The sequence below is a fragment of the Pigmentiphaga kullae genome (assembly GCF_004216695.1).
Classification (GTDB): domain Bacteria; phylum Pseudomonadota; class Gammaproteobacteria; order Burkholderiales; family Burkholderiaceae_B; genus Pigmentiphaga; species Pigmentiphaga kullae.
In genome coordinates this window covers 2,273,752-2,299,765 of sequence record NZ_SGXC01000001.1, presented here as the reverse complement: position 1 = coordinate 2,299,765, position 26,014 = coordinate 2,273,752, and the positions used below count along the sequence as shown (strand labels likewise).

At 68.2% G+C, this 26,014-nt stretch carries 27 protein-coding genes; 13 read left to right on the top strand and 14 right to left on the bottom strand.

Annotation, left to right across the window (positions count from 1 at the left end; translation table 11 throughout):
* Positions 1-14 precede the first annotated feature (14 nt).
* From EV675_RS11230 to EV675_RS11220, 3 genes are all read left to right on the top strand, one after another.
* A complete protein-coding gene (locus EV675_RS11230) occupies positions 15-935 on the top strand; it encodes a helix-turn-helix domain-containing protein (protein ID WP_165404538.1) in 921 nt (306 codons plus the stop codon).
* A 129-nt stretch (positions 936-1,064) separates the two neighbouring features.
* Positions 1,065-2,444 (top strand): APC family permease, encoded by a 1,380-nt coding sequence (locus tag EV675_RS11225; protein WP_130357316.1) that lies wholly within the window; start codon positions 1,065-1,067, stop codon positions 2,442-2,444.
* Between the two features lie 29 nt (positions 2,445-2,473).
* Positions 2,474-3,025: an SAM-dependent methyltransferase gene (locus EV675_RS11220; RefSeq protein WP_130357315.1), complete on the top strand. Its 552-nt coding sequence runs from the start codon at positions 2,474-2,476 to the stop codon at positions 3,023-3,025.
* Between the two features lie 152 nt (positions 3,026-3,177).
* On the opposite strand, the gene recQ is transcribed toward EV675_RS11220, so the two are convergent.
* The 4 genes from recQ to EV675_RS11200 form a co-directional block, all read right to left on the bottom strand.
* Complete coding sequence (gene recQ, locus EV675_RS11215; protein ID WP_130357314.1) at positions 3,178-4,992, bottom strand: DNA helicase RecQ; 1,815 nt, start codon at positions 4,990-4,992, stop codon at positions 3,178-3,180.
* Positions 4,985-6,169 carry a cystathionine beta-lyase gene (gene metC / locus EV675_RS11210; protein ID WP_165404537.1) on the bottom strand — a complete coding sequence of 395 codons (1,185 nt, stop codon included), beginning with the start codon at positions 6,167-6,169 and terminating at the stop codon, positions 4,985-4,987. The genes recQ and metC overlap by 8 nt, the downstream gene beginning before the upstream one ends.
* Before the next feature lie 103 nt (positions 6,170-6,272).
* Positions 6,273-6,779 carry a gluconokinase gene (locus EV675_RS11205; protein ID WP_130357312.1) on the bottom strand — a complete coding sequence of 169 codons (507 nt, stop codon included), beginning with the start codon at positions 6,777-6,779 and terminating at the stop codon, positions 6,273-6,275.
* Between the two features lie 121 nt (positions 6,780-6,900).
* Positions 6,901-7,479 (bottom strand): Spy/CpxP family protein refolding chaperone, encoded by a 579-nt coding sequence (locus tag EV675_RS11200; protein WP_165404536.1) that lies wholly within the window; start codon positions 7,477-7,479, stop codon positions 6,901-6,903.
* 152 nt (positions 7,480-7,631) lie between these two features.
* Here EV675_RS11200 and EV675_RS11195 point away from each other — a divergent pair, with 152 nt between their 5' ends.
* The 6 genes from EV675_RS11195 to minE all read left to right on the top strand — a co-directional run bounded on the left by EV675_RS11195 (position 7,632) and on the right by minE (position 13,842).
* Positions 7,632-8,378: a response regulator gene (locus EV675_RS11195; protein WP_130357310.1), complete on the top strand. Its 747-nt coding sequence runs from the start codon at positions 7,632-7,634 to the stop codon at positions 8,376-8,378.
* Positions 8,375-9,877 (top strand): ATP-binding protein, encoded by a 1,503-nt coding sequence (locus EV675_RS11190; protein ID WP_207221941.1) that lies wholly within the window; start codon positions 8,375-8,377, stop codon positions 9,875-9,877. The genes EV675_RS11195 and EV675_RS11190 overlap by 4 nt, the downstream gene beginning before the upstream one ends.
* 107 nt (positions 9,878-9,984) lie before the next feature.
* On the top strand, positions 9,985-11,748 hold the full coding sequence (locus EV675_RS11185; protein WP_130357309.1) for a glutamine--tRNA ligase/YqeY domain fusion protein: 1,764 nt from the start codon (positions 9,985-9,987) through the stop codon (positions 11,746-11,748).
* 199 nt (positions 11,749-11,947) lie between these two features.
* Positions 11,948-12,742, top strand: a complete 795-nt coding sequence (gene minC, locus EV675_RS11180) for a septum site-determining protein MinC (RefSeq protein ID WP_130357308.1) — start codon at positions 11,948-11,950, stop codon at positions 12,740-12,742.
* A gap of 20 nt (positions 12,743-12,762) precedes the next feature.
* The gene (minD, locus tag EV675_RS11175) at positions 12,763-13,578 is read left to right on the top strand and encodes a septum site-determining protein MinD (RefSeq protein ID WP_130357307.1); all 816 of its coding nucleotides are present in this window, start codon (positions 12,763-12,765) and stop codon (positions 13,576-13,578) included.
* Positions 13,579-13,581: 3 nt separating this feature from the next.
* Entirely contained in the window at positions 13,582-13,842 is a 261-nt protein-coding gene (minE, locus tag EV675_RS11170; RefSeq protein WP_130357306.1) for a cell division topological specificity factor MinE, read from the top strand.
* On the opposite strand, the gene EV675_RS11165 is transcribed toward minE, so the two are convergent.
* Positions 13,814-14,767 (bottom strand): LysR family transcriptional regulator, encoded by a 954-nt coding sequence (locus EV675_RS11165; RefSeq protein ID WP_130357305.1) that lies wholly within the window; start codon positions 14,765-14,767, stop codon positions 13,814-13,816. The genes minE and EV675_RS11165 overlap by 29 nt on opposite strands.
* Positions 14,768-14,881: 114 nt before the next feature.
* Here EV675_RS11165 and EV675_RS11160 point away from each other — a divergent pair, with 114 nt between their 5' ends.
* Positions 14,882-16,051, top strand: a complete 1,170-nt coding sequence (locus EV675_RS11160) for a mandelate racemase/muconate lactonizing enzyme family protein (RefSeq protein ID WP_130357304.1) — start codon at positions 14,882-14,884, stop codon at positions 16,049-16,051.
* A gap of 23 nt (positions 16,052-16,074) precedes the next feature.
* Here the strand turns inward: EV675_RS11160 and EV675_RS11155 are convergent, their stop codons facing one another.
* The 4 genes from EV675_RS11155 to EV675_RS11140 all read right to left on the bottom strand — a co-directional run bounded on the left by EV675_RS11155 (position 16,075) and on the right by EV675_RS11140 (position 19,500).
* On the bottom strand, positions 16,075-16,968 hold the full coding sequence (locus EV675_RS11155; protein ID WP_130357303.1) for a hypothetical protein: 894 nt from the start codon (positions 16,966-16,968) through the stop codon (positions 16,075-16,077).
* A gap of 170 nt (positions 16,969-17,138) precedes the next feature.
* Positions 17,139-18,506, bottom strand: coding sequence for a sensor histidine kinase (locus tag EV675_RS11150; protein ID WP_130357302.1), 1,368 nt, complete (start codon positions 18,504-18,506; stop codon positions 17,139-17,141).
* Positions 18,503-19,168 carry a response regulator transcription factor gene (locus EV675_RS11145; RefSeq protein ID WP_130357301.1) on the bottom strand — a complete coding sequence of 222 codons (666 nt, stop codon included), beginning with the start codon at positions 19,166-19,168 and terminating at the stop codon, positions 18,503-18,505. The genes EV675_RS11150 and EV675_RS11145 overlap by 4 nt, the downstream gene beginning before the upstream one ends.
* Positions 19,169-19,170: 2 nt before the next feature.
* On the bottom strand, positions 19,171-19,500 hold the full coding sequence (locus EV675_RS11140) for a PepSY domain-containing protein (RefSeq protein WP_130357300.1): 330 nt from the start codon (positions 19,498-19,500) through the stop codon (positions 19,171-19,173).
* A 119-nt stretch (positions 19,501-19,619) separates the two neighbouring features.
* Between EV675_RS11140 and EV675_RS11135 the strand changes: the two genes are divergently transcribed.
* Positions 19,620-19,916 carry a PepSY domain-containing protein gene (locus tag EV675_RS11135; protein ID WP_207221940.1) on the top strand — a complete coding sequence of 99 codons (297 nt, stop codon included), beginning with the start codon at positions 19,620-19,622 and terminating at the stop codon, positions 19,914-19,916.
* Between the two features lie 47 nt (positions 19,917-19,963).
* A complete protein-coding gene (locus EV675_RS11130) occupies positions 19,964-20,290 on the top strand; it encodes a hypothetical protein (protein ID WP_130357299.1) in 327 nt (108 codons plus the stop codon).
* Here EV675_RS11130 and EV675_RS11125 read toward each other — a convergent pair.
* Positions 20,282-21,082, bottom strand: coding sequence for a ferritin-like domain-containing protein (locus tag EV675_RS11125; protein ID WP_130357992.1), 801 nt, complete (start codon positions 21,080-21,082; stop codon positions 20,282-20,284). The two genes, EV675_RS11130 and EV675_RS11125, sit on opposite strands and share 9 nt — an antisense overlap.
* Before the next feature lie 245 nt (positions 21,083-21,327).
* On the opposite strand from EV675_RS11125, the gene EV675_RS11120 reads away from it, so the two are divergent.
* Entirely contained in the window at positions 21,328-21,555 is a 228-nt protein-coding gene (locus tag EV675_RS11120) for a glycine zipper 2TM domain-containing protein (RefSeq protein ID WP_130357298.1), read from the top strand.
* Positions 21,556-21,671: 116 nt separating this feature from the next.
* Here the strand turns inward: EV675_RS11120 and EV675_RS11115 are convergent, their stop codons facing one another.
* Genes EV675_RS11115 through EV675_RS11100 form a run of 4 tightly spaced genes read right to left on the bottom strand, consistent with a single transcriptional unit; the run spans position 21,672 to position 25,934 of the window.
* The gene (locus EV675_RS11115) at positions 21,672-22,670 is read right to left on the bottom strand and encodes a Bug family tripartite tricarboxylate transporter substrate binding protein (RefSeq protein ID WP_130357297.1); all 999 of its coding nucleotides are present in this window, start codon (positions 22,668-22,670) and stop codon (positions 21,672-21,674) included.
* 47 nt (positions 22,671-22,717) lie between these two features.
* The gene (locus EV675_RS11110) at positions 22,718-23,923 is read right to left on the bottom strand and encodes an FAD-dependent oxidoreductase (RefSeq protein WP_130357296.1); all 1,206 of its coding nucleotides are present in this window, start codon (positions 23,921-23,923) and stop codon (positions 22,718-22,720) included.
* 47 nt (positions 23,924-23,970) lie between these two features.
* On the bottom strand, positions 23,971-25,029 hold the full coding sequence (gene gtdA / locus EV675_RS11105; RefSeq protein WP_130357295.1) for a gentisate 1,2-dioxygenase: 1,059 nt from the start codon (positions 25,027-25,029) through the stop codon (positions 23,971-23,973).
* Between the two features lie 32 nt (positions 25,030-25,061).
* A complete protein-coding gene (locus EV675_RS11100; RefSeq protein WP_130357294.1) occupies positions 25,062-25,934 on the bottom strand; it encodes a fumarylacetoacetate hydrolase family protein in 873 nt (290 codons plus the stop codon).
* Positions 25,935-26,014: the final 80 nt, after the last annotated feature.

The window sequence follows — 26,014 nt, the reverse complement described above, 5'->3', positions numbered from 1 at the left end:
CAGGAACCGTGGCCATGAAAAGCATCGTCCCCACCTATGCCCTGTATGGAGAACACGGCAAGAACCTCGTTCCGGAAAGCCTGCATTGCGAATCCATCCCGCAGCGCAGCCGCCTGTACGACTGGGAGATCAAACTGCACCGCCACGACCTGTTCGTGCAAATTCTGTACATACGGTCAGGCACCGCCGAGATCCAGTTCGACGACCGCCGCTTCACGGTCCACGGTCCGTGCTCCCTGTTCGTGCCCGCCCTGCACGCGCACGGCTTTCGCTTTTCCGAGGACATAGACGGCGCGGTCATCACCATCGTCACGCAGCAGATGGAAAGCCTGCTGGCGCACCACGCGGACCTGTTTCCCCATTTCCAGGCGCCGCGCCACGTCCCGTTCGATCCCGAGGAAGCGGCCTATGCACCCTTCGCGCAATCGATCGAGCTGCTGCTGGCCGAGTACGACGAGACCCACGCCTGGCGGCTGGCCCTGCTCGAATCGCTGCTGGGCACCGTGCTGGTCCTGCTGGCGCGCAAGGTCGCCACGCTGGCGGGCCCCCGGCCCGGCCGGCGCAGCTCGCGCGGCGTCATGCACCTGCACCGCTTCAAGACCCTGCTGAACCGCAGCTTCCGCGAACAGCGCGACATCGCCTATTACGCCGAACGCCTGGGCATCACGCCCACGCAGTTGAACCGCATCTGCCGCGACGAACTGGGCCTGTCGGCCCTGGGCGTCATCAACGACCGCCTGCTGACCGAGGCGCGCCGCGACCTTGCCTATTCGTCGCTGAGCGTGAAGGAAATCGCCCTTACGCTGGGTTTTTCCGACCCCAGCTATTTCTCGCGCTTTTTTACCAAGCATGCGGGCGCATCGCCCAGCGACTTCCGCACCATGGTGCGCGACCAGCTCGACCGCAACCGCGCCGCGCCGCCTCCGGGGGCTTGACCGCCGTCGGCTTTCGCCGGTACTTTCAGGAACTTGTAAGTTTTCCGCCCGCGCGCCGCCGCCGGGCGCGCCGCTTGCCGCCGCTGGACGATCACGCACCCCTGCCCCTGCATCGAGGACCCTCCCGTCATGAGCAACGCGTTTCCCGCATCGCCCCCGCATGCGTCCAATCCGGATGCCGCCGCCAAGCCCGCCACGCGCCCCCTGCTGGGCACGCTGGACATCATGGCGCTGGTCGTGGGCATCGTCATCGGGGCCGGCATCTTCAGCGCGCCGTCGCTGGTGGCGATGCACGCCGGATCCCCGACCGCAATGATGATGGCCTGGGTCGTGGGCGGCATGATCTCCGTCGCCGGCGCGCTGTGCTACGCGGAACTGGCCAGCACCTACCCGCACGCCGGCGGCGACTACCACTACCTGCGGCGCGCCTTCGGCACCCGGCTGTCCTTTCTGTTCGCGTGGGCCCGCCTGACCGTCATCCCCACCGGCTCGATCGCCCTGCTCGGCTACATCTTCGGCGACTACGCCTCGCAGATCGTCAATCTCGGGCCGGCTTCGCCGGCCATCTACGCCGCCGCGATCATCGTCGTGCTGACCCTGGTCAACGTGGCGGGCCTGAGCACCGGCAAGTGGACGCAGAACCTGCTGACGGCCCTGGAAGTGGGCGGGGTCGTGCTGATCATCTCGGTGGGCCTGCTGTTCGCCCCCGATGCGGCGCCGGCCGCCCCGGCCGCGCCCGCCCCGGGCGTCGCCAACTGGGGCCTGGTCCTGATCTTCGTGATGCTGACTTACGGCGGCTGGAACGAGGCCGCCTACATCTCGGCCGAAGCCTCCGGTCCGGGAAGGACCCTGCCGCGGGCGCTGTTCTGGAGCCTGGCGCTGATCACCCTGCTGTACCTGCTGGTCAACCTGGCCTACCTGAACGTGCTGGGCCAGGACGGCATGGGGGCTTCGTCGGCCGTCGCCGCCGACATGATGCGGCGGGCGCTGGGCGAACCGGGCGCGCAGCTGATCGCGCTGCTGATCGCGATCTCGGCGCTGACCTCGGCCAACGCCACCATCCTGACCGCCGCGCGCACCACCTATGCCTTCGGCCAGGACACGCCGGCCTTCTCGATGCTGGCCAAATGGCATCCGCAATGGAACACGCCGGTCAACGCCCTGTGGGTCCAGGCGGCCATCTCGCTGGCGCTGGTCGCGCTGGGGGCCTTCACCCGCAGCGGCTTCGCCACCATGGTCGAATACACCGCGCCGGTGTTCTGGCTGTTCTTCGTGCTGAGCGGCGTGGCGCTGTTCGTACTGCGGCGCAAAGACCCCGGCGCCCACCGCCCCTTCCGCGTGCCGCTCTATCCGCTGACGCCGCTGCTGTTCATCGCCACCAGCGGCTACCTGTTCTATGCCAGCCTGCGCCACACCGGCGTCGGCGCCCTGGTGGGCGTGGCCGTGCTGGGCGTCGGCGCGCTGCTGATGCTGACCCAGCCCCGGGGCGGCACACCCCCCGCATCCTGATCCGTCCAACTTCCAGGAGCCTTGCAGCCATGAACCGCCGCCAGTTCTGCCTGACCACCCTCGCCGCCGCCGCGGCCGCCCCCGCCTGGGCCCAGTCCTTCGGCACCGCCAAGCCCGTTCCCCGCACCCCCGACGTGATCTACGTGCCCACGCCCCAACCGGTGGTGGACGCCATGCTGCAGGTGGCCAAGGTGGGCCCCAGCGACGTCCTGTACGACCTGGGCTCGGGCGACGGCCGCATCCCGGTCACCGCGGCCAGGCGCTTCGGCACGCGCGGCGTGGGCATAGACCTGGACCCCCAGCGCATCAGCGAGGCCAACGCCAACGCGCGCAGCCAGCAGGTCACCGATAAGGTCCGTTTCATCCACGGCGACCTGTTCGAACAGGACCTGAGCCCCGCCACCGTCATCACCCTCTACCTGCTGCCCCATCTCAACCTCAAGCTGCGGCCCACCCTGCTCGCGCTCAAGCCCGGCACCCGCATCGTCTCGCACGCGTTCGACATGGGCGACTGGGAGCCGGAACAGACATTGACGGTGGACAACAAGCGGATCTACTTCTGGACCGTGCCGGCTCGCTAGGCTGAATCGACATTCATGATGTCTAAGGATGCCAGGGCGTTTCATCAATTGCAGGATGGAGTTCTTGATCCGCCCTTGGTCGGTGGGGCGGGCGCCCCGGACAAGACCGGATAAAGAAAATGAATGTCGAGTCAGCCTAGGTTGACAGCGGATCAGAACCTCTCGACCCGTTCCAGAATCTCCTGGCCATAGGCCTCGAGCTTGCGCGCCCCCACCCCGCTGATCGCCCCCAGCTCGGTAAGCGAGTCCGGCCGCGCCAAGGCGATTTCCCGCAGCGTCGCGTCGTGGAAGATGACATACGCCGGCACGCCGTGGCTGCGCGCCACTTCGCCGCGCCAGGTGCGCAGCGCGGTGAACAGCGCCTCGGCCTCGGGCGGCAGGGTGACGGCGGAACGCGCCCGCGAGCTTTCGCGCGCGCGGGCCGGCTTGGCGGGCTCGCGCCGCAGCATCAGCGTGCGCTCGCCCTTGAGCACGCTGCGGCTGCCCTCGGTCAGGGCCAGCGTGCCGAAGGCCTCGTGGTCCACCGTCAGCAGGCTTTGCGCGATCAACTGGCGCAGCACGTTGCGCCAGTCCTTCTCGCTCAGGTCCGCGCCTATGCCGAACACGCTGAGTTCGTCGTGCCGGTGCTGCTCGACCTTTTCGTTGCGCTTGCCGCGCAGGATGTCGATGACGTGCCCGGCGCCGAAACGCTGGCCGCGCTCCTTCCACAGCCGGTAGACCGCCGACAGGATCTTCTGCGCCGCTTCGGTGCCGTCCCAGGCCTGCGGCGGTTCGAGGCAGGTGTCGCAATTGCCGCAGGCCTGCGAGGCCTGCCCGAAATACTGCAACAGCCTAACGCGCCGGCACTCCACCGTCTCGCACAGCCCCAGCATCGCTTCCAGCATAGAGGCCGAGCGGCGCTTGTAGGCTTCATCGCCGGTGGACTCGTCGATCATGCGGCGCTGCTGCACGACGTCCTGCAAGCCATAGGCCATCCAGGCCGTGGCCGGCAGGCCGTCGCGGCCGGCGCGGCCGGTTTCCTGGTAGTAGCCTTCCACCGACTTCGGCAGATCCAGGTGGGCGACGAAGCGCACGTCGGGCTTGTCGATGCCCATGCCGAAGGCAATGGTAGCCACCATGACCACGCCGTCCTCGCGCAGGAAGCGCGCCTGGTTGGCGGCCCGCGTGGCGGCATCCAGCCCGGCGTGGTACGGCATGGCATCGATGCCCTGGGCCCGCAGGGCCTCGGCAGTTTCCTCGACCTTGGCGCGCGACAGGCAATAGACGATGCCGGAATCGCCCGCGTGCTCCTGCTTCAGGAAATCGAGCAACTGGCGGCGCGGATCGTTTTTTTCGACGATGCGGTAGCGGATATTGGGGCGATCGAAGCTGGACACGAAATGCTGCGCGTCCTCCAGCCCCAGCCGCTGGGCGATCTCGACCCGCGTCGCCTGGGTGGCGGTGGCCGTGAGCGCGATGCGGGGCACGTCCGGCCAGCGCTCGTGCAGCGCGGACAGGCCCAGGTATTCCGGCCGGAAATCGTGGCCCCACTGCGACACGCAGTGGGCCTCGTCGATCGCGAACAGGGCGATGCGGCCGCGCTCGAGCAGGGACAGGCAGCGGTCGGTCAGCAGGCGCTCGGGCGCCACGTACAGCAGATCAAGCTCGCCATCCACGAAGGCGCGCTCGACCTCGCGCACGCGGGCGAAATCCTGCGTGGAATTGAGGAAGGCGGCCCGCACGCCCAGTTCGGTCAAGGCATCGACCTGGTCCTGCATCAGCGCGATCAGGGGCGAGACGACCACCCCCGTTCCGCTGCGGACCAGCGCCGGCACCTGGTAGCACAGGGACTTGCCGGCGCCGGTGGGCATCAGCACCAGCGCATCGCCGCCGCCGATCACATGCTCGACGATCTCCTGCTGCGGTCCACGGAACTGGTCGTAGCCGAAAACCCGGCTCAGTACCTCCAGCGCGCCGCCGTCAGCCATGCGCCGCGGCCTTGCCGTCCTGCAGCAGGTCCAGTCCCTGGCGCAGGTCGGCGATCAGGTCGGCCGGATCCTCCAGGCCGATGTGCAGCCGCACGGCGGGCCCCTCGGGCTGCCAGCGGGTGGCCGTGCGATAGGCCGCGGCGTGCACGACCGTGATCAGGCTTTCGAAGCCGCCCCAGCTCGAACCGATGCCGAACAGCTTCAGGCCATTGACGAAACGCGCCAGCGCGGCGTCGTCGACCGGCTTGAGCACCACCGAGAACAGCCCCGAGGCGCCCCGGTAATCGCGCTTCCAGAGCGCATGGCCCGGGTCGCTTTCCAGCGCCGGATACAGCACCCGCGACACTTCGGGCTGGGCTTCGAGCCAGCGCGCCACCTGCAGCGCGTTGCGCTCGTGCTGGCGCAGGCGCACGCCCAGTGTGCGCAGGCCGCGCAGGGCCTGGTAGCAGTCGTCGGGACTGACGCTGTAGGCGTAGTCGTACACCGTCTGGCGCACCGGCTTCCAGTAGCGCTCGTTGGTGGCGACCACGCCTATCATCAGGTCGGAATGGCCGCCGATGTACTTGGTGCCGGCGTGGATGGAGATGTCCACGCCCAGTTCGAACGGCGACGCGAAATACGGCGTGACCCAGGTATTGTCGGCCAGCACCGGGATGTCGCGCGCGTGGGCCGCCGCCGCGATGGCGGGGATGTCCTGCATTTCGAAGGTGAGCGAACCCGGGGATTCGCAGAACACCGCGCCGGTGTTCTCGCGCAGCAGGCCGGCAATGCCGGCGCCGATGAGCGGATCGTAGTATTCGACCTCGATGCCCAGCGGGACGAGCCTGCGGTCGCAGAAGCCGCGCGCCGGCGAATAGGCCGAATCTGCCACCAGCAGGTGCTGGCCCGGCTTCAGGACCGCCAGCAGGGCCACGACGATGGCCGACAGCCCGTTGGGCGTGGCCACCGCCTGGTGCGCCCCCTCGAGCCTGGCCACGGCCTCTTCGAAGGCGAAGGTGGTGGGCGTGCCATGGCGGCCGTAGCTGACCGGTTTCTTCATCAGGTCGCGCGGCGCCTCGTACGACTCGATCGTGGGGTGGATGACGGTGGAAGTGCGGAAGACGGGCGTGTTGACCATGCCGGCATAGGCTTCGGGAGCGCGTCCGGCATGCGCCAACAGCGTATCGGGCTTGGGCATGGACATCTCTGGCAGGTTCGGGCGGGGCGCCGATCAAAGGGGGATTTTAGCGAAGTCGGCTGGGTACCGAAGCCGGGCCGGCCCGAACCGGGACAAGAAGGACTCAGTGGGCGGCCGGTTCCCGCCCCCGGGCCAGGTCCGCGACGATGCGATCGACGATCTCCCCAGGCGTGCGCTCGGCATCGACCACGATGCCCCGCCGGGGCGCCTCCAGCGTCTGGAACTGGCTGCGCGCCAGGGCGGGATCGAAGAAATGCCCCCGGCGGCGCGCCAGCCGCTGCATGACCGTCTCGTAGGACACGTCCAGATGGACGAACACGACGTCGTCGCCGGGACGGGCCAGCGCGTCGCGATAGCGCTCGCGCAGGGCGGAACAACTGAATACGTGGGTGCGGCCGCCGGCCAGGACGGTCTGGATGGCGGCGCGCATGGCCCGCAGCCATGGCTCCCGGTCGGCATCGCCCAGCGCCTCCCCGCGGGACATCTTCTCGATGTTGGCCCGGGGATGGAACTCGTCCGCGTCCGAATAGCCGCAGCGCAGACGGGCGGCCAGCAGCTTGCCTATGGTCGTCTTGCCGCTGCCCGATACTCCCATGATGATCACCACCATGCCCGTCTCCCGTCATGGCCGTCCGCGAACGCCCGGCAAACCCGCCTTTCGCAAGAAACATACCTCGTCGCGGCGAAAAAAAACCGGCGCATCGCTGCGCCGGTTTCACTGCCTGCCGGGATCAGCCCTTGGACGGAGCGTCCGGGCGGCGATGCTCGCGCATGCGGTCGCCCCGCTCCAGACGCTTCTTGACCGCGTCGGTCACGACCTGCTTCTGCTTGCCGTCCAGCGAGTCGTAGGCGGCCAGCCAGGCGTCACGGGCGGCATCCAGCCTGGGCTTGGCGGCCGCGCGTTCGGCGTCGTGCCGGGCGCTCAGGGCGCGCAGGTCCAGGGGGCCGGCGGCGACCTGCGTGCGCAGGTCCTTGATGCCTTCCTCGCGCTGGGCCCGCATGGCCTGTCCGGCTTCACGGCTGGCGTTCTGCGCCGCGTCCCACAGCTTCTGCTGCGTATCGGTCAGGTTCAGCCTGGACCTCAGGTGTCCCAGCATGGCCAGCGGCGACTGCTCCATGCCGCCCCGGAAGTGATGTCCCTTGGCCCCATGGTGCCCCATGGGGCCCCGGTGGCGCTCCGGCGCGGGCTTCTGTTCGGCCTGCGTGGTATTGTCGCCCGCAGCCTGCGCATGGGCGGCCTGCAGCACGCCGGCGCCCCCGGTAGCCAGGGCCAGCGACAGCGCGATCGTACGAAGGGCGTTCTTGGTCATTGCGTTACTCCTTGTCGACACCGCATCGGACTGCGGCGGTGAGGGCATTCTTGTTCCAGACCCGTTTCGGACCGGTTGCGAGGCGGGGCCCATCTGTTTCAACCGATTTCAGGCCGCTTGCGGGTCCGGCCCCGCCACGCGAACATTCCCCCATGGAAAAATCCGCCCTCAAACTGCTCGTGGTCGATGACGACCCGGCCCTGCGCCAGTTGCTGGCCGACTACCTGAACAAGCAGGGCTACGACACGCTGCTGGCGCCGGACGCCACCGACCTGGAAGCGCGCATCACCCGCTACGCCCCCGCGCTGCTGGTACTGGACCGCATGCTGCCGGGCGGCGACGGCGCGGAGGCCTGCCGCCGGCTGCGCGAGCGCGGCGAGGACCTGCCGGTGATCCTGCTGACCGCGCGCGACGAAACGGTGGACCGCATCATCGGCCTGGAATCCGGCGCCGACGACTATCTGGGCAAACCCTTCGATCCGCGCGAACTGCTCGCCCGCATCGAGGCGGTGCTGCGGCGCAAGAGCGGCCCCTCGGCGCTGGTCAAGGATGCCCCGGTCTCGTTCGGCCCCTTCATCTTCGACGCCAAGGCCCGTACGCTGCACCGCGGCACCGAACAGGTACGCCTGACCGGCGGCGAATTCAATCTGCTCGAAGCCCTGCTGCGCAACGCGGGCAAGCCGCTGTCGCGCGAACGGCTGCTGGCCCTGGCGCGCGACGACGAGGCCGGCGAGCGCAACGACCGCGCCATCGACATCGCCATCCTGCGCCTGCGCCGCGCCATCGAGGACGACCCCAAGCAGCCGAAGTGGATCCAGACCGTCTGGGGCATCGGCTACCGTTTCTCGCCCCTGACGCCGAACGACGACCCGGCACCGGCCTCGCCGTCGCAGCCATGAACAGCCCCGCGCCTCGCGGCTGGGCGAGCCGCCTGATGCCGCGCTCGCTGCGCGCGCGCCTGGTCCTGCTGATCCTGGGCGCGGTGCTGGTCGCGCAGGCCACGACCTTCCTGGCCATCGAGCACTACCGCCGCAACGTCCTCGAGAACGTCACGCCGGACCTCATGGCGACCACCATCCGCACCCTGCGCGCCTCCATCGCGCAGATCGACGAAAGCGAACGCGCCGCCTTCGTCGCGGCGGCCTCGCAGGGCGAATGGCGGCTGGTCTCCCGGCCCGCGCCGCCCCGGCCGCGCCCCGGCGAGCACCCACGGCGGGAAGGCCGCCCGGCCCACCCCCGTTTCGAACCGCTGCCGGGGGGGCGCATGCCGCCCGACTACCGGTCCGGCGAATTCCGCTTCGGCCCCGAGCGCCGCGGTCCGCGCGAGGCCCCGCGCTGGGCCGACGACGATCCCCGCCACGCCATGCGGGGCCTGATCCAGCGCCTGAACGCCCAGTTGGCGGACGGCTCGCGGGTGGCCCTGTCGCGCGGCCCCGAACCCGCCCTGTTCATTTCGCTCACGCCCGGGCTGGGCAACGACGAGGAGCCGCTCATGCGGTCCTGGCTGGTGATTTCGCTGGAACGCATCAGCCCGCCCGTCAAGACGCCCCTGATCGTCATGTGGCTGGGCGGGGTGGGGGCGATCCTGCTGCTGGCCGCCTGGTTCTCCTGGCACATCACGCGCCCCATCACCTCGCTCGCCCATGCGGCCGACCGCCTGGCGGCCGGCAAGCCGGAGCGGGTGGAACCGGCCGGTCCGCACGAAACCCAGGTCCTGGGCGAACGCTTCAACGCCATGCTCGACGCGCTGAACGAGTCGGACACGGTGCGCCGCACGCTGCTGGCGGGCCTGCCGCACGACCTCAAGGGCCCGCTGTCCAGGATGCGCCTGCGCACCGAGATGGTCGACGACCCGGCGCTCAAGGACGGTTTGCGCAAGGACGCCGAGGACATGCAGCACATCGTCGACCAGTTCATCGGCTTCGTGCGCGGCACCGACCGCGCCACCTACCACTTCACCCCCATCGACCTGGGCGACTGGCTGCGGGAACGGCTGCACACCTGGCAGGGCACCGGCTGCCAGGTCGAACTCACCTCGACGGCCGAAGACGTGGTGGTGGCCGGCGATGCCGTCGCACTGGGGCGGCTGGTCGACAACCTGATCAACAACGCGCTCCAGCACGGGGCACCGCCCATACACGTCGCGCTGTCCGCCGCCAACGGCCAGGCCCTGCTGACGGTGGCGGACCACGGCAAGGGCATACCGCTCGAGCGGCGCGCCGAAGCCCTGCAGCCCTTCTCGCGCCTGGACGCGGCGCGCAGCCGGACCGGCAACGTGGGACTGGGGCTGGCGCTGGTCGACGCCATCGCGCGCGCCCATGGCGGCGGCATCTCCCTCGGGCAGGCGCCGCACGGCGGCCTGCAGGTGGACGTCAGGCTGCCCTTGACCCCGGCGTAGGCGCCGGTGAAGACCGTGGACCCGGTGTCCTTGAAGCGGCCGCCTCTAGGGGGAACCCTAGTTATGGCAAAATCGAAACAGGGACACTTCGTCCAACCCATACAACGATGACCACACCGAACAAACCTGCCCCGGCTCCCGCCACCAATTTCCTGCGCAATATCGTCGAGGCCGACCTGGCCGCCGGGCGGTATGCCGAGAAGCACTGGGCCGGCCATCCCGGATCGGCGTCGGAACTTGCTGGAGCCCCGCTGGATCCGGCCCGCATCCGCACGCGCTTTCCGCCCGAGCCCAACGGCTACCTGCACATCGGCCATGCCAAGAGCATCGCGCTGAACTTCGGCCTTGCCCGCGACTACGGCGGCGTCTGCCACCTGCGGCTGGACGACACCAACCCCGAGAAGGAAGAGCAGCGCTACGTCGACGCCATCGTCGACGCCGTGCGCTGGCTGGGCTACGACTGGACGGCGTTCGGCACCGAACACTACTACCACGCCAGCGACTACTTCGACTTCATGTACGAGGCGGCCGAGGCGCTGATCATGGCCGGCCACGCCTACGTGGACGAACAGAGCCCCGAGGAAATCCGCGCCATGCGCGGCACGCTGACCGAGGCCGGCACCGATTCGCCGTGGCGCGACCGCCCGCCCGAGGAATCCGTGGCCCGCCTGCGCGAGATGCGCGACGGCAAGCACCCGGACGGCTCGATGGCGCTGCGGGCGAAGATCGACATGGCTTCGCCCAACATGAACCTGCGCGACCCGGTGCTGTACCGGATCCGCCACGCCACCCACCATCGCACCGGCGACAAGTGGTGCATCTACCCGATGTACACCTACGCCCATCCCATCGAGGATGCGCTGGAAGGCATCACCCACAGCATCTGCACGCTGGAATTCGAAGACCAGCGGCCGTTCTACGACTGGCTGCTGAACCACCTGCGCGAGCTGGGCCTGCTGGAGGCGCCCCTGCCCCACCAGCACGAGTTCGCGCGGCTGAACCTGACCTACATCATCACCAGCAAGCGCAAGCTGCTGCAACTGGTCAACGACGGCCACGTCAGCGGCTGGGACGACCCGCGCATGCCCACCATCCTGGGCCTGCGCCGCCGCGGCTACACGCCCGAGGCCATCCAGTTGCTGTGCGAGCGCACCGGCGCCTCGAAGTCGGATTCCTGGATCGATTATTCGCTGCTGGAACAGGCGCTGCGCGACGATCTCGACCCCAAGGCGCCGCGCACCGTGGCGGTGCTGCGGCCGCTCAAGCTGGTCATCACGAACTATCCGGAAGGCCGGACCGAGGAATGCTCGGCCCCCCGCCATCCCCACCACCCGGAAATGGGCAGGCGGACCTTCCCGTTCGGGCGCGAGCTGTGGATCGAACAGGAAGACTTCGAGGAAACCCCGCCCAAGGGCTTCTTCCGCCTGTTCCCCGGCAACATGGTGCGGCTCAAGTACGGCTACGTGGTCAAGTGCACCGGCTTCGTCAAGGACGAAGCCGGCAAGGTGGTCGAGGTCCAGGCCGAGTACCTGCCCGACACCAGGAGCGGCACGCCCGGCGCGGACAGCGTCAAGGTCAAGGGCAACATCACCTGGCTGCACGCCCCCACCGCCGTGCCCGCCGAGATCCGCCTGTACGACCGCCTGTTCACCGAGGCCAACCCCAGCGCCGGCGGCAAGGACTTCATCGAGTACCTGAACCCCAGCTCGGTCGAGACCATCCAGGGCTACCTGGAACCCGGCACCGACGGCACGCCGGGCACCTCGTACCAGTTCGAACGCTTCGGCTACTTCGTCGCCGACCGAGAAGACTCGTCCACCCTGGCCCCGGTCTTCAACCGCACAACCACCCTCCGCGATACCTGGAAGTAGAGGATCCCCAACTGATACTAGACCCAGGGCGCCGCGGATCCGGCTTGGCCGGTCCGCCAGCGCCGCCCCCTTGAGGGGGCCCGCGTCAGCGGGTAGGGGGTGGGCTTCCCCTCCCACTCGACACAACCGCTAACGCCCAGGAAGCGCCGCGTACCGGTAGAATCTGGACTTTGCGCATTTGCGCCATTCGGCGCCGCCCATGGAAGCCAGTCCCGTACTTGATATCAAGAGCACCTCGCTCTACGCCATTCGCGTGGTGTTGCATTCCTCCGACCTCCGGGCCGTGCTGGCCGCGCTGGACCAGCGGATGGAGGAAGCCGCCGGCTTCTTCGAAGACGAGCCGGTGGTCATCGACGCCTCGCGGCTGGCCGAACCGCTCGACTGGAACCAATTGGCCGAGGCCCTGAAGCGGCACGGCCTGCCGACCATAGGCATCATGGCTCCGGCGGATCTGGCCGAATCGGCGCGCCAGGCCGGCCTGGCCCTGTTGTCGCTGCCCGCCGCACCGGCCCGGTCGCCCGCGCCCGAGCCCGAGGCCGCCGCCGAGCCGGAACCCGCGCCAGCCGCCCAGGCCGCGCCGGCTCCCGCCCCCAGCCAGCCGGAAACCCCGCCCGCCACCGAAACCGTGGCCGAGCAGCCGCCCGCGGCGCCGCACGCCGTGCCGACCATGGTCATCGACAAGCCCCTGCGCTCGGGCCAGCGGGTCTACGCCCGCCATGCCGATCTGATCGTCATGGGCGTGGTCAGCCACGGCGCCGAGGTGATCGCCGACGGCAACATCCACGTCTACGGGCCGCTGCGCGGCAAGGCCATGGCGGGCGCCCGCGGCGACACCAAGGCGCGCATCTTCACCACCCGGCTCGAAGCCGAGCTGGTCGCCGTGGCCGGCGTCTACCGGACGCTGGCCACGGCCCTTTCCCCCGACATCCAGGACAAACCGGCACTGATCCGCCTCGACGGCGAGAAACTGCTGGTCGAACCGTTGCCCATCTAACTCATAAGGATCCACTCCCCATGGCACGTATCGTTGTCGTGACTTCAGGCAAAGGCGGCGTCGGCAAGACCACCTCCAGCGCCGCCTTCTCGGCAGGACTGGCACTGCGCGGCCATAAGACCGCCGTGATCGACTTCGACGTCGGCCTGCGCAACCTCGACCTGATCATGGGTTGCGAACGCCGCGTGGTCTACGACCTGATCAACGTCGTCCAGGGCGAAGCCACCCTGAACCAGGCCCTGATCCGCGACAAGCAGCTCGACAATCTCTACATCCTGCCGGCCTCGCAAACGCGCGACAAGGACGCGCTGACGCAGGAAGGCGTGGAAAAGGTCATGGAAGGCCTGAAAGAGATGGACTTCGAATACATCGTCTGCGACTCGCCCGCCGGCATCGAGTCCGGCGCGCTGATGGCGGCCTACTTCGCCGACGACGCGCTGGTCGTGACCAATCCGGAAGTCTCGTCGGTGCGCGACTCGGACCGCATCCTGGGCATCCTGTCGGCCAAGTCGCGCCGCGCCGTCAACGGCGAAGACCCCGTCAAGGAGCACCTGCTGCTGACGCGCTACAACGCCAAGCGCGTGGCCGACGGCGAAATGCTGTCGCTCAAGGATGTCGAGGACATCCTGCGCATCAAGCTGATCGGCGTCATTCCCGAATCCGAAGACGTGCTGCAGGCCTCGAACCAGGGCCTGCCCGCGATCCACCTGAAGGGCACCTCGGTGGCCGAGGCCTACCAGGACGTCGTCGACCGCTACCTGGGCGAGGACAAACCGCTGCGTTTCATCGATTACGAGAAGCCCGGCCTGTTCAAGCGTCTGTTCGGAGGGAAATAATCGATGTCGCTGCTCTCCTTTTTCCTAGGACAGAAAAAGCCTTCGACGGCCGGCGTCGCCAAGGAACGGTTGCAGATCATTCTCGCCCACGAACGATCGGGCGCCGGCGCCTCGGCCGACTACCTGCCGCAGTTGCAGAAAGAGCTGGTGGCCGTCATCTCGAAGTACGTCAAGATCAATCCGGACGACATCAAGGTGCACCTGGAACGCCAGGACACCCTGGAAGTGCTGGAAGTCAAGATCGAGATGCCTTCGGCGACCTGACGCCGCCGCTTGCGCGCGGCCCCGGCGCCCCCGCGCCGGCGGCCCGCCAGAACGCCTCGGCCGCGGCAGGCTCGGCCTCGCCGCGGCGGTACAGGCGGATGTCCAGCGCGATGCGCCAGGACGCCTCTCCCGCCTCCATCAGTTTCCCCTGATCCAGTTCGTCGCCCACCAGGCTGGCCGGCAGCCAGGCCACGCCGCGGCCGCTGCGCGCCATCGACTGCAACACCGTCGCCAAGTGGGCGGTTACCGCCACGTCGGCCCGCAGCCGCGCCAGCGCGGCCCCGTGCACGGCCCGGACGATGCGGCCCAGGCCCGACTCCGCGCTGTACGCCAGGATGGGCACGCGCCTGCCCGAGGCCCCGCCCAGCATGAAACGCGGCCGGCCCTGCCGGTCCGGCGCGCAGACGGGCACCAGCACGTCGTCGCCCACCTTGACCGACGGATAGGCCGACGGATCCAGCCGCGCCGGCGCCTGCTCGTGGGCGTGGCACAGGAAGAACTGCGCCCGCCCCTGGGTCATCAGCGCCTCGCACTGCTGGGCGACGTCCGACACCAGCTGGATGGGGCCCAGGCTCAGGCCGGACTCCAGGCCGCGCAGCCAATCGGGCAGGAAGGTCAGCGACAGGGCATGCGTGGCCGCGAAGCGCAGCGTGGCCGAACTGGCCTGCGCCACCCGGCGCGCCTCGTCCGGGATGCGCTCCACGCGCGCCAGCATGTCCTGGGCCGTGGTCCGGAACCACAGGCCCGTTTCCGTCAGGGTGACCGGATGCGTGGCCCGGTCGAACAGGGTCACGCCCAGCCATTCCTCCAGCATGCGTATGCGGCGGCTGAAGGCCGGCTGGGTCATGTGCCGCAGCTCGGCCGCACGCGAGAAGTTGCCGCACTCGGCAAGGACCAGGAAATCTTCCAGCCAGATCAGGTTCATGGCCGATGCTTACAGAGCATGGAAAAAGAGAAAACTAGCATTGGCCGCCCCGTGCGGCAAACGGCATGATACGTCCACGCAGCCGGCCATCCGCCCGGCCCTTCTGGAGTATCCATGTCCGTCCGCATCCTTGAAATCCGCGAAGTCACCAAGCCCATCTCCTCGCCCATCCGCAACGCCTACATCGACTTCTCCAGGATGACCAGCAGCCTCGTGGCCGTGGTCACCGACGCGGTGCGCGACGGCAAGCGGGTGATCGGCTACGGCTTCAACTCCAATGGCCGCTACGGCCAGGGCGGACTGATCCGCGAACGCTTCGCGCCGCGCATTCTCGAGGCCGATCCGAAGTCGCTGCTGAACGATGCCGGCACCAACCTGGATCCGCACCGCGTCTGGGCCGCCGCGATGTCCAACGAAAAACCCGGCGGGCACGGTGAACGCTCGGTGGCCGTAGGCACGATAGACATGGCGGTCTGGGATGCCGTGGCCAAGATCGAAGGCAAGCCCCTGTTCCGCCTGCTGGCCGAACGCCATGGCGTGACGGCCGATCCGCGCGTGTTCGTCTACGCCGCCGGCGGCTATTACTACCCGGGCAAGGATTTGTCGGCCCTGCGCGCCGAGATGCGCTCGTACCTGGAGCGCGGCTACGACGTGGTCAAGATGAAGATAGGCGGCGCCTCCATCGACGAGGACCGCCGGCGCATCGAAGCGGTATTGGCCGAGATCGAGGGCCGCGGGCAGCTGGCGGTGGACGCCAACGGCCGCTTCGACCTGGATACCGCCATCGCCTACGCGAAGATGCTGCGCGACTATCCCCTGTTCTGGTACGAGGAGGCCGGCGATCCGCTGGACTACGCCTTGCAGGCCGCGCTGGCCGAATACTATCCGGGCCCCATGGCCACCGGCGAGAATCTGTTCAGCCACCAGGACGCCCGCAACCTGATCCGCTACGGCGGCATGCGGCCGGACCGCGACTGGCTGCAGTTCGATTGCGCGCTGTCCTACGGCCTGGTCGAATACGAGCGCACGCTACAGGTGCTGCGCACGCACGGCTGGTCGCCGCGCCGCTGCATTCCCCATGGCGGGCACCAGATGTCGCTGAACATCGCCGCCGGGCTGGGGCTGGGCGGCAACGAAAGCTATCCGGACCTGTTCCAGCCCTACGGCGGCTTCCCCGACGGCGTGCGGGTCCAGAACGGACACATCGTCATGCCCGAGCTGCCAGGCATCGGCTTCGAGGGCAAGAGCGACCTGTACGCGGAGATGCGGCAACTGGCGGAGTAGATCCGCCAGTCCGCTCCTTGCGTTTACAGGTCGCCCTCGGCGATCGACGTGCTCTTGCCCGAGGAAGACTTGACGGAGATCGTCGTGACGCCCTTGTCCGAAGTGGCGATGGTCGTATCGACGGTCTCGGCGTCGGTCTTGGCGCGCAGGCCGCCGCTGATCAGCTCGCCGAAAGCGATCCGGGCCACGACGGGCGAAGTCATCGACACCCGGTAGTCGAACTCGCCCAGCGGCGAGCGGGAACCCTTGGCCCGGTAGTCGACCTTGGTCATCGTGTCGGTGTCCGTGGCATGGTCGGTGCTGAACTCGGAGGCATACTCGCTGATCTCCATCGACACGCCGCTTTCGGTCAGCTTGACCGCGCCCGAGATCTTCAGGGTGCTCGTGCCGTCGTCGGTGTCCGGAGCGCCACCGGGCGTGGTAGCCGCCTTCAGCACGAAATCGCCGTCCAGCGTGGTGTCGTCGTCCACTTTCATGCCGCGGAACGGAAACGTCATCGTCGCCGCGGCCGGCTCGTCGTCATCGAAGATGTCGCCGCTGACGTCGCTGAACGTGACAGTCGTCTTGCCTGTCAGCACCACGTCATCGTCATTGCACCGGTCGAACTGGATGTCGACCTTGTCGCCGTTGCCCGGGATGGGGCCGCTGCCGGCCCGAGTAAGCGTGGCCGTATAGGTGCCGCCGTCGTCACACGGCTGGGGACCGCTCGGCGCGCCATCGTCCAGGAAGCTGAGTGCCTGGCCGGCCGCGGACATCGTGACCTGCGGCACGCCCAGGCTGATACCTATCACATCGAAGGCGAGCTCCTGGAGCTGCTTCTCGGAATAGGTGGGCTTGGCGGGATCGTCGCTGCCGCCACAGGCGGCCAGCAGGGCCAGCGCGACAGCGGCGCCGGTGGTTTTCAGGACATGGTGCATCTGGATTCCCCCAGGGTGTTTTCTTGGAATGGCTCGATGGCCATCTGCATCCTAGGAGGCGTACTTCCCGGCGACAATCCTCCAAATTGAGGATTTCTCATCGATCAGATTTTTCTTGACAGCCGCGTCCATGAAATCCGGATACCGGGAATATTGATTAAAGCGACCACTTACTCCTTTTTCTGGTGGCCTGGTAAGGTGATGGAAACACGAAGGCCGCCCAGATCCGGGGAACGCGAGAAACCGATCACGCCCCGGTAGGCCTCGACCAGATCCCGGGCGATCGCCAGGCCGAAACCCGTGCCCGGGCGGGACTCGTCCCAGCGGCGGCCCCGCTCGATGCGCAGGGCTTCGTCCTCGGGCAGCCCCGGGCCGTCGTCCTCGATGACCAGCGTCCAGTCCCTTGCACCGGCTTCGCGCGCCACGAGCCGGATCTGGCCGTGTGCCCACTTGCGCGCGTTGTCCAACAGATTGCCGAGGATTTCCATCAGATCGCCCTCGTCGCCCGCGAAGCAGAGCCCCGGGGCGACCTCGGCGTCCCAGTCCAGCGACTGCGCGCCCGGCAGCGTCTGCAGCGCGCGCAGGGTCTTGTTCACCGCGTCGCCCACCGGCGTCGAGCGATACCCGAGGGCGGCCGCCATGCCGGCGCGGGCGCGGGCCAGCGTGCGGTCGACCTGGCGCCGCATGGCGCCGACCTGCTCGTCGATCTCGTCGGCCAGCGCCGCCTGGCCACCGTCGCGGGCCCGCCGAGCCGCCGCGCCCATGACGGCCAGCGGCGTCTTCAGGCCATGCGCCAGGTCGCCGGCCTGGGTGCGCGCGCGTTCGAGCGAGGCATCGTGGAAGGCCAGCAGCCGGTTCAGCTCGTCCACCACCGGCTGGACTTCGTCGGGCACGCCGCGCGGCAGCTCGCGGCCGTGCCCGCTGCGCACCGCCTGCAAGTGGGCCTGGAGATCGCGGAAAGGCCGCAGCGCCAGATGGATGAACCCGGCCATGGCGATGATGAGCAGCAGGCCCAGCCCGACCAGCGAGGGAACGAGCAGGCTCAGGAACGAGCGGCGTTCGGCCTGCAGGTCGGCGCGGTCGAGCGCCACCAGCAGGTGGACCTTCGTGTCGGTGGCGGTATCGTCCAGGACGATGGTGCGCTCGACCGACAGCAGGCGGGATCTCTCCGGCCCGTCTATCCAGCGCGCCCGCAGGGGGCGCCCCGGCGGCGTATCGACGGTGGGCAGGGCCTCGTCCCACAGCGAGCGTGAACGCAGCTGCTGGCGCCCGGGGCCGTCGATCTGCCAGTACAGGCCGCCATAGGGCTGTTCGAAGCGCGGATCGCTGGGCGTGGCCTCCAGCCCCATCGTCCCGTCGGCGTCCAGGCGGACCTGCGCGGCCAGCGCCTTCAGGTACAGGCTCAGTTCGGCCACCGCGCGCCGCTCCATCTGGCGATCGAAGATCAGCGTGAGCCCCGCGCCCCCCGCCGCCAGCGCCAGCAGGATCATCAGCGCCGCGGCGCAGCCCAGCCGGACGAGCAGCGACCGGCGGTTCATCGCGCGTCGTCGGGAATCAGGTAGCCGTGGCCCCGCCGCGTCTCGATCAGGTCCACCCCCAGCTTGCGGCGCAGCCGGGCGACCAGCGCCTCGATGGCATTGGTGTCGCGGTCGCTGCCGGTTTCGTAGATGTGCTCGATCAGCTCGCTCTGCGACAGCACGCGCCCCGGGTGGTGCAGAAAATAGGCCAGCAGCCGGTATTCCAGCGACGACAGCGTCATCGCGGTCCCGTGCACCGTGACCAGCCGGGTGCGGGTGTCGATCTCGACCGGGCCGGCGCGCAGGATGGCCGACGACTGCCCCGCCGCGCGGCGCGTGATCGCGCGCAGCCGGGCCAGCATTTCTTCCATCTGGAAGGGCTTGGCCAGGTAGTCGTCGGCGCCGGCGTCGATGCCCTCGACCTTGTCCCGCCAGCCGTCGCGCGCGGTCAGGATCAACACGGGGGTGGCGATGTCCGCCGCGCGCAGGCGTTTCAGCACCGTCAGCCCGTCCAGTTTGGGCAGGCCCAGGTCCAGCACGATGGCGTCGTAGTCCTCGGTGCCGGCCCGGAACCACGCGGTTTCGCCATCGGCCGCCTCGTCCACGGCATAGTGCGCGCGCTCCAGTCCGGTGCGGATGTCGGCCGCGATGCGCGGCTCGTCTTCGACTACCAGTATGCGCATGTCTACTTGATCTTCAGGATTTCCAGGGTACGGGCGTCGATCTCGAGCTTCTTGCGCCGGCCGCTGGGCGGCAGCACCTTGACCTCGTAGACCCAGATGCCGTCTTCGCGATCGAGCTCGATCTCAATGATATCGCCCGGCACCTTGTCGCGCACCACGCCCAGCACCTCGGACAAAGGACGGATCTCGCCGTGCACCAGCGCCTCCCGCGCGCAGTCCTGGTCCCGCCTGCAACGGTCGTCTCGGGCCAGGGCCGGCGACGCCGCGCAGGCAAGCACCGCGGCGAGCAGGATGGCGGACAGGCGGGGAAAACGGATGAAGCTTGCAGACATGGACGGCACACTAACAGTCGCTGGCTGATAAAACGCTGACACCGGCGGTCAGGAAGGCGGGGCGCATGGTGGCTATTCTGCCAGCCATGGACCACCCACCCACACCAACGAGGACCGCCATGCGCATGCTGCCCACCCTGATCATCGCCCTTGCCGCCACCGCTTCCTACGCCACCGCCGCCCAGGCCGCCGACAAGTGCGCCTACGTTCCCCACGACCGCTGGATTCCCATCGACCAGGCCATACGCAAGGCCGAATCGCTGGGCTACGAGGTGCGCGAGGTCGAGCGGGACGACGGCTGCTGGGAAGTCGAAGGCTTCGACAAGAACGGCGCCAAGATCAAGCTGTACCTGGATCCGGCCAACGGCGAAGTGGTCAAGCCCTCGGACTGGCTGCCGGGCAGGAGCCGCAAATGATCGCCGCCCAGACGCTTTGCCGCACTCTAGCCCCGAGGAAAGATGCCGTGAACCAGCCCGCGTTCTCCGATGACAGCGAACCCAGCCTGTTCGACACCCATCATGCCCCGGGAACCATCGGCGCCGACGCCGGCCTGCGCGGCCGCATCGAAGCGGCGCTGGCCGACCTGGGCCGGGCGCGCGAGGAATGCTTCGGCTACGCGGCGTACGGCGCGGTGGTGGCGGGCCTGAAGCGGGACTTCGCCATCCCCTCGTACGTGCCGTGGACGGACATCTGGAACTGGCCCGCCGATCGGGCCGATGAAATCCTGAACTACCTGCACGGCCGCCACGCCGAGACCCTGGGACGGCCGGCGCAGCGGCGTTCAGCGTAAGGCGTAGTGCACCATGCGCGCCAGCGGCGGCTCGATGCCGTTCAGCACGCGGGCGGGCAGGTTCAGCGGCTTGAGGAACATCTTCACGCTCATGTCGGCGCTGACGTTGCGCTGGACCAGGCGCCGGGCATCGGCATTGATGCGCTCGATCCAGGCCTTGTCGTTCGCATGTTCGGGATGGCGATGGTTCAACACATGGCGGATGGCGCACTCGGCGTCGTCGTTGCGGATCTCCAGCAGGCGCCGGACCAGCGCGCCCAGCACCTTCACGCGCCCGTTTCCTTCCAGCGTGTTGTAGCGGTTGAAATAAAGATAGAAGTACTTGTAGTGGCGGACCTCGTCCGTCCGGATGTTCGTGGTGATCTCGCGCAGCACGGGTTCGGCGGCGTACTCGGCCAGGCTGCGATAGAGCGTGGCGGTGCCCATCTCGACCACGCAGCGGGCAGCCAGTTCGAGCGCCCGCGTGGGTTCGAACTCCTCCAGCGTGCAGCGCCGGGAATATTCATCGAAGAAACTGTCGAACGCGGCCTGCCAGTCGAACTCCGGCCAGACGTGTTCGATATAGGCGCGCAGCGCGCGGCCATGCTGCAGTTCTTCCTGTTCCCAGTGCTGGCCCAGCCAGCCAGCCACATCCTGGTCGTCCTGGTAATAGTTCACCAGATTGCGGGTATAAAGATCGGAACCGCTTTCTATGAACGAAGCGCTGCACAAGAGGTAGAACAGCGTTTCGTCGTCCCGGACCAGGTTCCGTTCGATGCGGCTCAGGTCGATATCCTCGAGCCGCCAGGGCATTTCCGTTGCAACAGCGTCCACCGAAAAATCTCCGAAGTGCGCAGTTCATCCTTGCAGCATAAGCCCAATCGGCCCTTGATTCGAGTCCCGACAGGCTTCCGGATGCATCCGGCGGGGGTTACTTTGTGTAATGCTTGTCGAGTTCGTTCACAGACAGCCTGGGGCGAATCTGTCACTGTTGATCCAAGCTGCGGCGCGACGGTCGATGCCGCCAGTACACGACTACGTACTATAGGGAGTCACTCATGAACAAGAATCTCATTGCCAAGCTGATGATCGGTGCTGCCCTGGTGGGCTCGGCAGCGGGGTGTGCCAGCTGGGACAGCATGTCCGGGCGGCAGAAAAGCACCGTGGTCGGCGCCGGCGTCGGCGGCGTGGCCGGTGCGGCCGTGACCGGGGGCGGCATCCTGGGCACCGTGGGTGGCGCGGCCATCGGCGGCGTGATCGGCGACCAGGTCGGCAAGCGCCGCTGATGCCGCGGGGCCGGCTCCTGGCCGGCCTCTTCCAACGACGCCACAGCCCCGGCTCCTTGCGGAGATCCGGGGCTGTTGCTTTTATACGACAAAATGTATCAGAAGTGGCGGACCGCCTATTCCGGCATGATGTTGGCGGCCTTGACCACTTCCCGCCACTTGGCCAGCTCCGCCCTGGAGGCATCCCCCAGCGCCTGCGCGCTCATGGGACGCGGCGTGACGCCCTGTTTGAGCAGGGTACCGCGCACGTCGTCGTTTTCCAGCAACCGGTTGAACGCGTCGTTGTAACGGGCGACCTGCTCGCCCTTCATCCCCTTGGGCCCCCAGACCGCGTACCAGGCATCGGCGTCGTAGTTCGGCAGCCCCGCCTTCGCCAGCGGCGGGATCGCGGGGTAGACGGGGTCCTGTTCGCGCCGGGAGGCGCCCAGGATGACCAGGCGCTTCTCCTGCTGCATGGGCACGGCGACATGCATGGGCTGGAACATGGCCTTGATGTGGCCGGCCAGGAGGTCGGTCGTGGCGCCGGCCGACCCCTTGTACGGCACGTGCACCATGTTCAACCCGAGCTGGGCGGCGAGCATCTCCATGCACAGGTGATGGAAAGTCCCCTTGCCCGGCGAGCCGTAATTGACCGTGCCGGGATGCCGCCGGACGTACTCGATGAACTGGGCCAGCGTCGTCACGCCCAGTGACGGGTGCACGCACAGCGCGAAATTGGTCGAGCCCAGCATGGCGATGGGCGTGAAGCTGTCGATGACGTCGAACGGCACCGACGAATAGACCAGCGGTAGCGTCAGGGCCGTGTTCGTGCTGAACGCGATCGTGTGGCCGTCGGGCGCCGCCTTGGCCACTGCCCCCAGGCCGATGATGCCCGAGGCGCCGGGCTTGTTCTCCACCACGAAGGTGCGGCCGGACCGTTCGGCCAGCCGGGGCGAGAACAGCCGGGCGCACAAATCCGGGGTGGTGCCGGGCGTGAAGGGTACGACCACCTGGACGGTCTTGTCCGCCAGGCCCAGGTCGTCTCCGGCGGCGATCAGGCGGGCCGGCACGAACGCGCCCGCCGCCAGCGTGGCGACGAACGCCCGGCGTCCGGTAAGGGTTGCGGAATCGTGCATGCTTTGTCTCCTGGTTCTTTATGGGGGTCTTGGCCGGCAGCGGCCGGCTATTGGATTTCGTTTGCCCGCCTCACGCTGGCGATCATGGACGAGTTGATCAGGTACTGGCGATGGGCGTCGGCGTCGGCCACGGTGGCGCGCAACTCGTCCAGGCGTTCCTGGCGCACCTTCGGATCGCGCTCTTCCAGCAGGCGCTTGTTGCGTATGGTGATGGCCTGCACGTATTCCACGTTCACCGTGCGCCGCTGGCGGTGGTAGCGATCGAGCAGGTCGTCGGGCGCGCCGTGCAGCATGACCTCGGCCAGCTTGCCGGTCAGGTTCATCGCGTCATGGATGCCACTGTTCAACCCCATGCCGCCCAGCGGATTGTTCACGTGGGCGGCATCGCCCGCCAGGAATACCCGGCGGTCGCGGAAATCCTTGGCAACCCGCTGGTGGACGCGATAGACGCTCTTGTAGGGAATGTCATAGTCCTGGTCAGGAGACAGGAAACCCTTGATCTTGCCCTGCACGAAATCCGGCGCCAGGACCTCGGCTTCTTCCATGCCCGGGGCGATGGGAAACGCGATGCGCCAGATCGGCGGCGGCCCGTCGTGGGGCTGGATGAAGATCGCGCTCCATTCGTCCGGATCGGCGATATAGGCATTGCCGGTGTAGCCCTGCTGGCGCAGGTCGTAGCGCGTGGCGAACACCAGGAAGCGTTCCGGCCAGGTGAAGCCCTCGAACTCGGTGTCCATGGTCTTGCGCACGATGCTGCGCGCGCCGTCCGCGCCGATCAGGTAGCTGGCGCGGATCTCCTGACGCCCGTCGGGTCCGGCGACCTGCACCGTGACGCCGTCGGCGTCCTGCTCATAGCCGGCGCACTCGTGCGCGAACAGCAGGCGCGCGTTGCCGTGCCCGCGCAGCGCCTCGGCCACGATGGCCGACAGCTTGTGCTGTTCGACGTGCAGGCGGAAGGGATACGGTGTCAGGTCGGCGATCATGCCCAGGTCGAACTGGGCCACCAACCCATCCTTGCGATCGCGTATCTGCCACTCGGGCACGCGCAGCGCGCGCGAACGCAGGGTCTCGCCTATGCCCAGCGAGTCGAGCATCTCGACCGTGGGAGGGTGGAAAGTACCGGCCCGAAGGTCCTGGGGAATATGGTCCTCGCTTTCGAGGACGACGACGTCCACGCCCTTCTGCGCGAGCGACAGGGCGGCCACCAGCCCCACGGGGCCGGCGCCGGAAATGACGACAGGATGCTGTTGCATGATTCGGTTCTACGATGACTGGAATGATTCGAATACGGAGCGGCCGGTCAGTCCCGGCTTTCGCGCCACAGGCCCAGCAGTTCCTGGACCGGGCGGTCCGAGAAACTGAACAGGACCGACGGTTCCCGCGCCACCAGCCGATGCGCGGTCCAACTGGGAATGACGAAGACGTCGTTGGGCTCGGCCACGAAGACGCGATCGTCCAGGACGGCCTCGACCCGGCCTTCGAGCACCGTGAACACCGTGCCCGACGAGCAGCGATAGGACGCCGTGGAGAAATCCCTGGGCAGCAGCTGCGCGTAGGCGCCCATGGTCGGCATGGGCGAGCCGCCGGTCAGCGGGTCCACGTAGCGCAGCTTGTAGCCAAGGTGCGGATCGGGCGCGCCCGCGGCCTGCATGCCCAGCAGCGACTCGCGCGTGCGCTCGTACGGATAGCAGAACAGCGGCGAGGCCCGGTTGGCCGGCGGCGCCCAGTCCACGGGCGCCAGCCCGTTGCCATAGCGCAGCAGGCTGTCGCCCACCGGACGCCGGAGCTCCTGGCGGTCCTCGGACGAGGCCTCGGCGAAGCTGGCATCCAGCATGGCGACCAGTTGCACGTCCAGGCCGTCGAGCCAGATCATCGGGGCGTCGCTGTCGTTGCCGTGGTCGTGCCAGGTCCATGAGGGCGTGGTGACGAAATCGCCGCGCCGCATGATGGTCTTCTCGCCCTCCACCGAGGTATAGGCGCCGCTGCCCTCCAGGATCAGGCGCATCGCGGCCTGGCTGTGCCGGTGGGCGCGCGCCACCTCGCCCGGCAGGATGGCCTGCAGGCCGGCGTACAGCGAGGTCGTGATGGCCGCCTTGCCCCGCAGCCCGGGGTTCTCGAGGATGAGCACCCGGCGCTCGGCTTCCTCGGCGGTGATGAGCGAGGTCGCCTCGGTCAGGTAGGGCCGCACCTTGCCGTACGACCAGTGGGCCGGCTGGCAATCGGAACGCGGCGTGCGCGTGACCAGGTTGTGCAGCTGTTCCCACAGCGGCGCGAGATTGTCGGCGCCGATGCGGGCGTAGAACGCTTCGCGCTCCGCCCGCGTCGCGGCGGCCGCCGGTGCTTGCCTGGAATCGTTCATGTGTCTCCTCCGCCCTGTGGCATCGCTGCCGTTCAGCGCACCGCCACGTCCATCTCGCCCAGGCCCTCGATGCGGGCATGCATGACGTCGCCCGGCTGCACCGTGTTCACGCCCTCGGGCGTGCCGGTCATGATGACGTCGCCCGGATACAGGGTGTAGACGTGCGAGGCCACCTCGATCAGCTCGGCGATGCCCGTGATCAGGTCGCGCGTATTGGCGCGCTGGCGCGGTTCGCCGTTGACCTCGATCGAGAAATCCAGGTTGCCCGCATCGGCGATCTCGTCCGCCGTCACCAGCCAGGGGCCCAGCACGGTGTAGCTGTCGGCCGACTTGCGATAGCTGCGGTCTTCCGTGCCGCGCACGGTCATGTCCAGGCCGATGCAGTAGCCCGCCACGTAGGCCATGGCGTCGGCGGCCTTGATGTCCTTGCCCTGCTTGCCGATCACCACCGCCAGCTCGACCTCGTGGTCGTTGCGCCGCCCCGGAAAGGCGATGCGCACGCCCTGGCTCGCGCCCACGACCGACTGCGCCGATTTCAGGAACACCCCGAATTTGGCGACCGGGCTCTTGAAACCCTCGTAGTGGGCGATGTGCACATTGTTGTGGATCTGGGCATCGGCCAGCGACTCGTCCACGTGGGCGTGGTAATTCAGCGGCGCGGCGATGACCTTGGACGGCGTGGCGACCGGGCTCAGCAGCCGGACGTCGGCGAGGCGGCGCGTGGCGGCGCCGGCCTTGGCGGCCTGGATGGCGGGCACGAGCTCGCCCAGCCGTTCGATGAACAGGTCGCCCGGCGGCACCGGCCAGGCCAGCGCGGGCAGTTGGTCTTTCACGGACGACACGTCATAGACGGTGTCTCCTTCCACCAGGCCGATCCGGCCTTCGTCGTAGCGGCAAATCTTCATTTGGTCTCCGGTGCCGCTGGGCGGCGGCCTTTCAAAATTTTGAGCACGTTCAATTTTAGGGAGAACGAGGGCCGATCGTC

Coding starts and splice junctions, on each gene's coding strand:
- EV675_RS11230 (WP_165404538.1), top strand. CDS start 15: ATGAAAAGCATCGTCCCCACCTATGCCCTGTATGGAGAACACGGCAAG.
- EV675_RS11225 (WP_130357316.1), top strand. CDS start 1,065: ATGAGCAACGCGTTTCCCGCATCGCCCCCGCATGCGTCCAATCCGGAT.
- EV675_RS11220 (WP_130357315.1), top strand. CDS start 2,474: ATGAACCGCCGCCAGTTCTGCCTGACCACCCTCGCCGCCGCCGCGGCC.
- recQ (WP_130357314.1), bottom strand. CDS start 4,992: ATGGCTGACGGCGGCGCGCTGGAGGTACTGAGCCGGGTTTTCGGCTAC.
- metC (WP_165404537.1), bottom strand. CDS start 6,169: ATGCCCAAGCCCGATACGCTGTTGGCGCATGCCGGACGCGCTCCCGAA.
- EV675_RS11205 (WP_130357312.1), bottom strand. CDS start 6,779: ATGGTGGTGATCATCATGGGAGTATCGGGCAGCGGCAAGACGACCATA.
- EV675_RS11200 (WP_165404536.1), bottom strand. CDS start 7,479: ATGACCAAGAACGCCCTTCGTACGATCGCGCTGTCGCTGGCCCTGGCT.
- EV675_RS11195 (WP_130357310.1), top strand. CDS start 7,632: ATGGAAAAATCCGCCCTCAAACTGCTCGTGGTCGATGACGACCCGGCC.
- EV675_RS11190 (WP_207221941.1), top strand. CDS start 8,375: ATGAACAGCCCCGCGCCTCGCGGCTGGGCGAGCCGCCTGATGCCGCGC.
- EV675_RS11185 (WP_130357309.1), top strand. CDS start 9,985: ATGACCACACCGAACAAACCTGCCCCGGCTCCCGCCACCAATTTCCTG.
- minC (WP_130357308.1), top strand. CDS start 11,948: ATGGAAGCCAGTCCCGTACTTGATATCAAGAGCACCTCGCTCTACGCC.
- minD (WP_130357307.1), top strand. CDS start 12,763: ATGGCACGTATCGTTGTCGTGACTTCAGGCAAAGGCGGCGTCGGCAAG.
- minE (WP_130357306.1), top strand. CDS start 13,582: ATGTCGCTGCTCTCCTTTTTCCTAGGACAGAAAAAGCCTTCGACGGCC.
- EV675_RS11165 (WP_130357305.1), bottom strand. CDS start 14,767: ATGAACCTGATCTGGCTGGAAGATTTCCTGGTCCTTGCCGAGTGCGGC.
- EV675_RS11160 (WP_130357304.1), top strand. CDS start 14,882: ATGTCCGTCCGCATCCTTGAAATCCGCGAAGTCACCAAGCCCATCTCC.
- EV675_RS11155 (WP_130357303.1), bottom strand. CDS start 16,968: ATGCACCATGTCCTGAAAACCACCGGCGCCGCTGTCGCGCTGGCCCTG.
- EV675_RS11150 (WP_130357302.1), bottom strand. CDS start 18,506: ATGAACCGCCGGTCGCTGCTCGTCCGGCTGGGCTGCGCCGCGGCGCTG.
- EV675_RS11145 (WP_130357301.1), bottom strand. CDS start 19,168: ATGCGCATACTGGTAGTCGAAGACGAGCCGCGCATCGCGGCCGACATC.
- EV675_RS11140 (WP_130357300.1), bottom strand. CDS start 19,500: ATGTCTGCAAGCTTCATCCGTTTTCCCCGCCTGTCCGCCATCCTGCTC.
- EV675_RS11135 (WP_207221940.1), top strand. CDS start 19,620: ATGCGCATGCTGCCCACCCTGATCATCGCCCTTGCCGCCACCGCTTCC.
- EV675_RS11125 (WP_130357992.1), bottom strand. CDS start 21,082: ATGCCCTGGCGGCTCGAGGATATCGACCTGAGCCGCATCGAACGGAAC.
- EV675_RS11120 (WP_130357298.1), top strand. CDS start 21,328: ATGAACAAGAATCTCATTGCCAAGCTGATGATCGGTGCTGCCCTGGTG.
- EV675_RS11115 (WP_130357297.1), bottom strand. CDS start 22,670: ATGCACGATTCCGCAACCCTTACCGGACGCCGGGCGTTCGTCGCCACG.
- EV675_RS11110 (WP_130357296.1), bottom strand. CDS start 23,923: ATGCAACAGCATCCTGTCGTCATTTCCGGCGCCGGCCCCGTGGGGCTG.
- gtdA (WP_130357295.1), bottom strand. CDS start 25,029: ATGAACGATTCCAGGCAAGCACCGGCGGCCGCCGCGACGCGGGCGGAG.
- EV675_RS11100 (WP_130357294.1), bottom strand. CDS start 25,934: ATGAAGATTTGCCGCTACGACGAAGGCCGGATCGGCCTGGTGGAAGGA.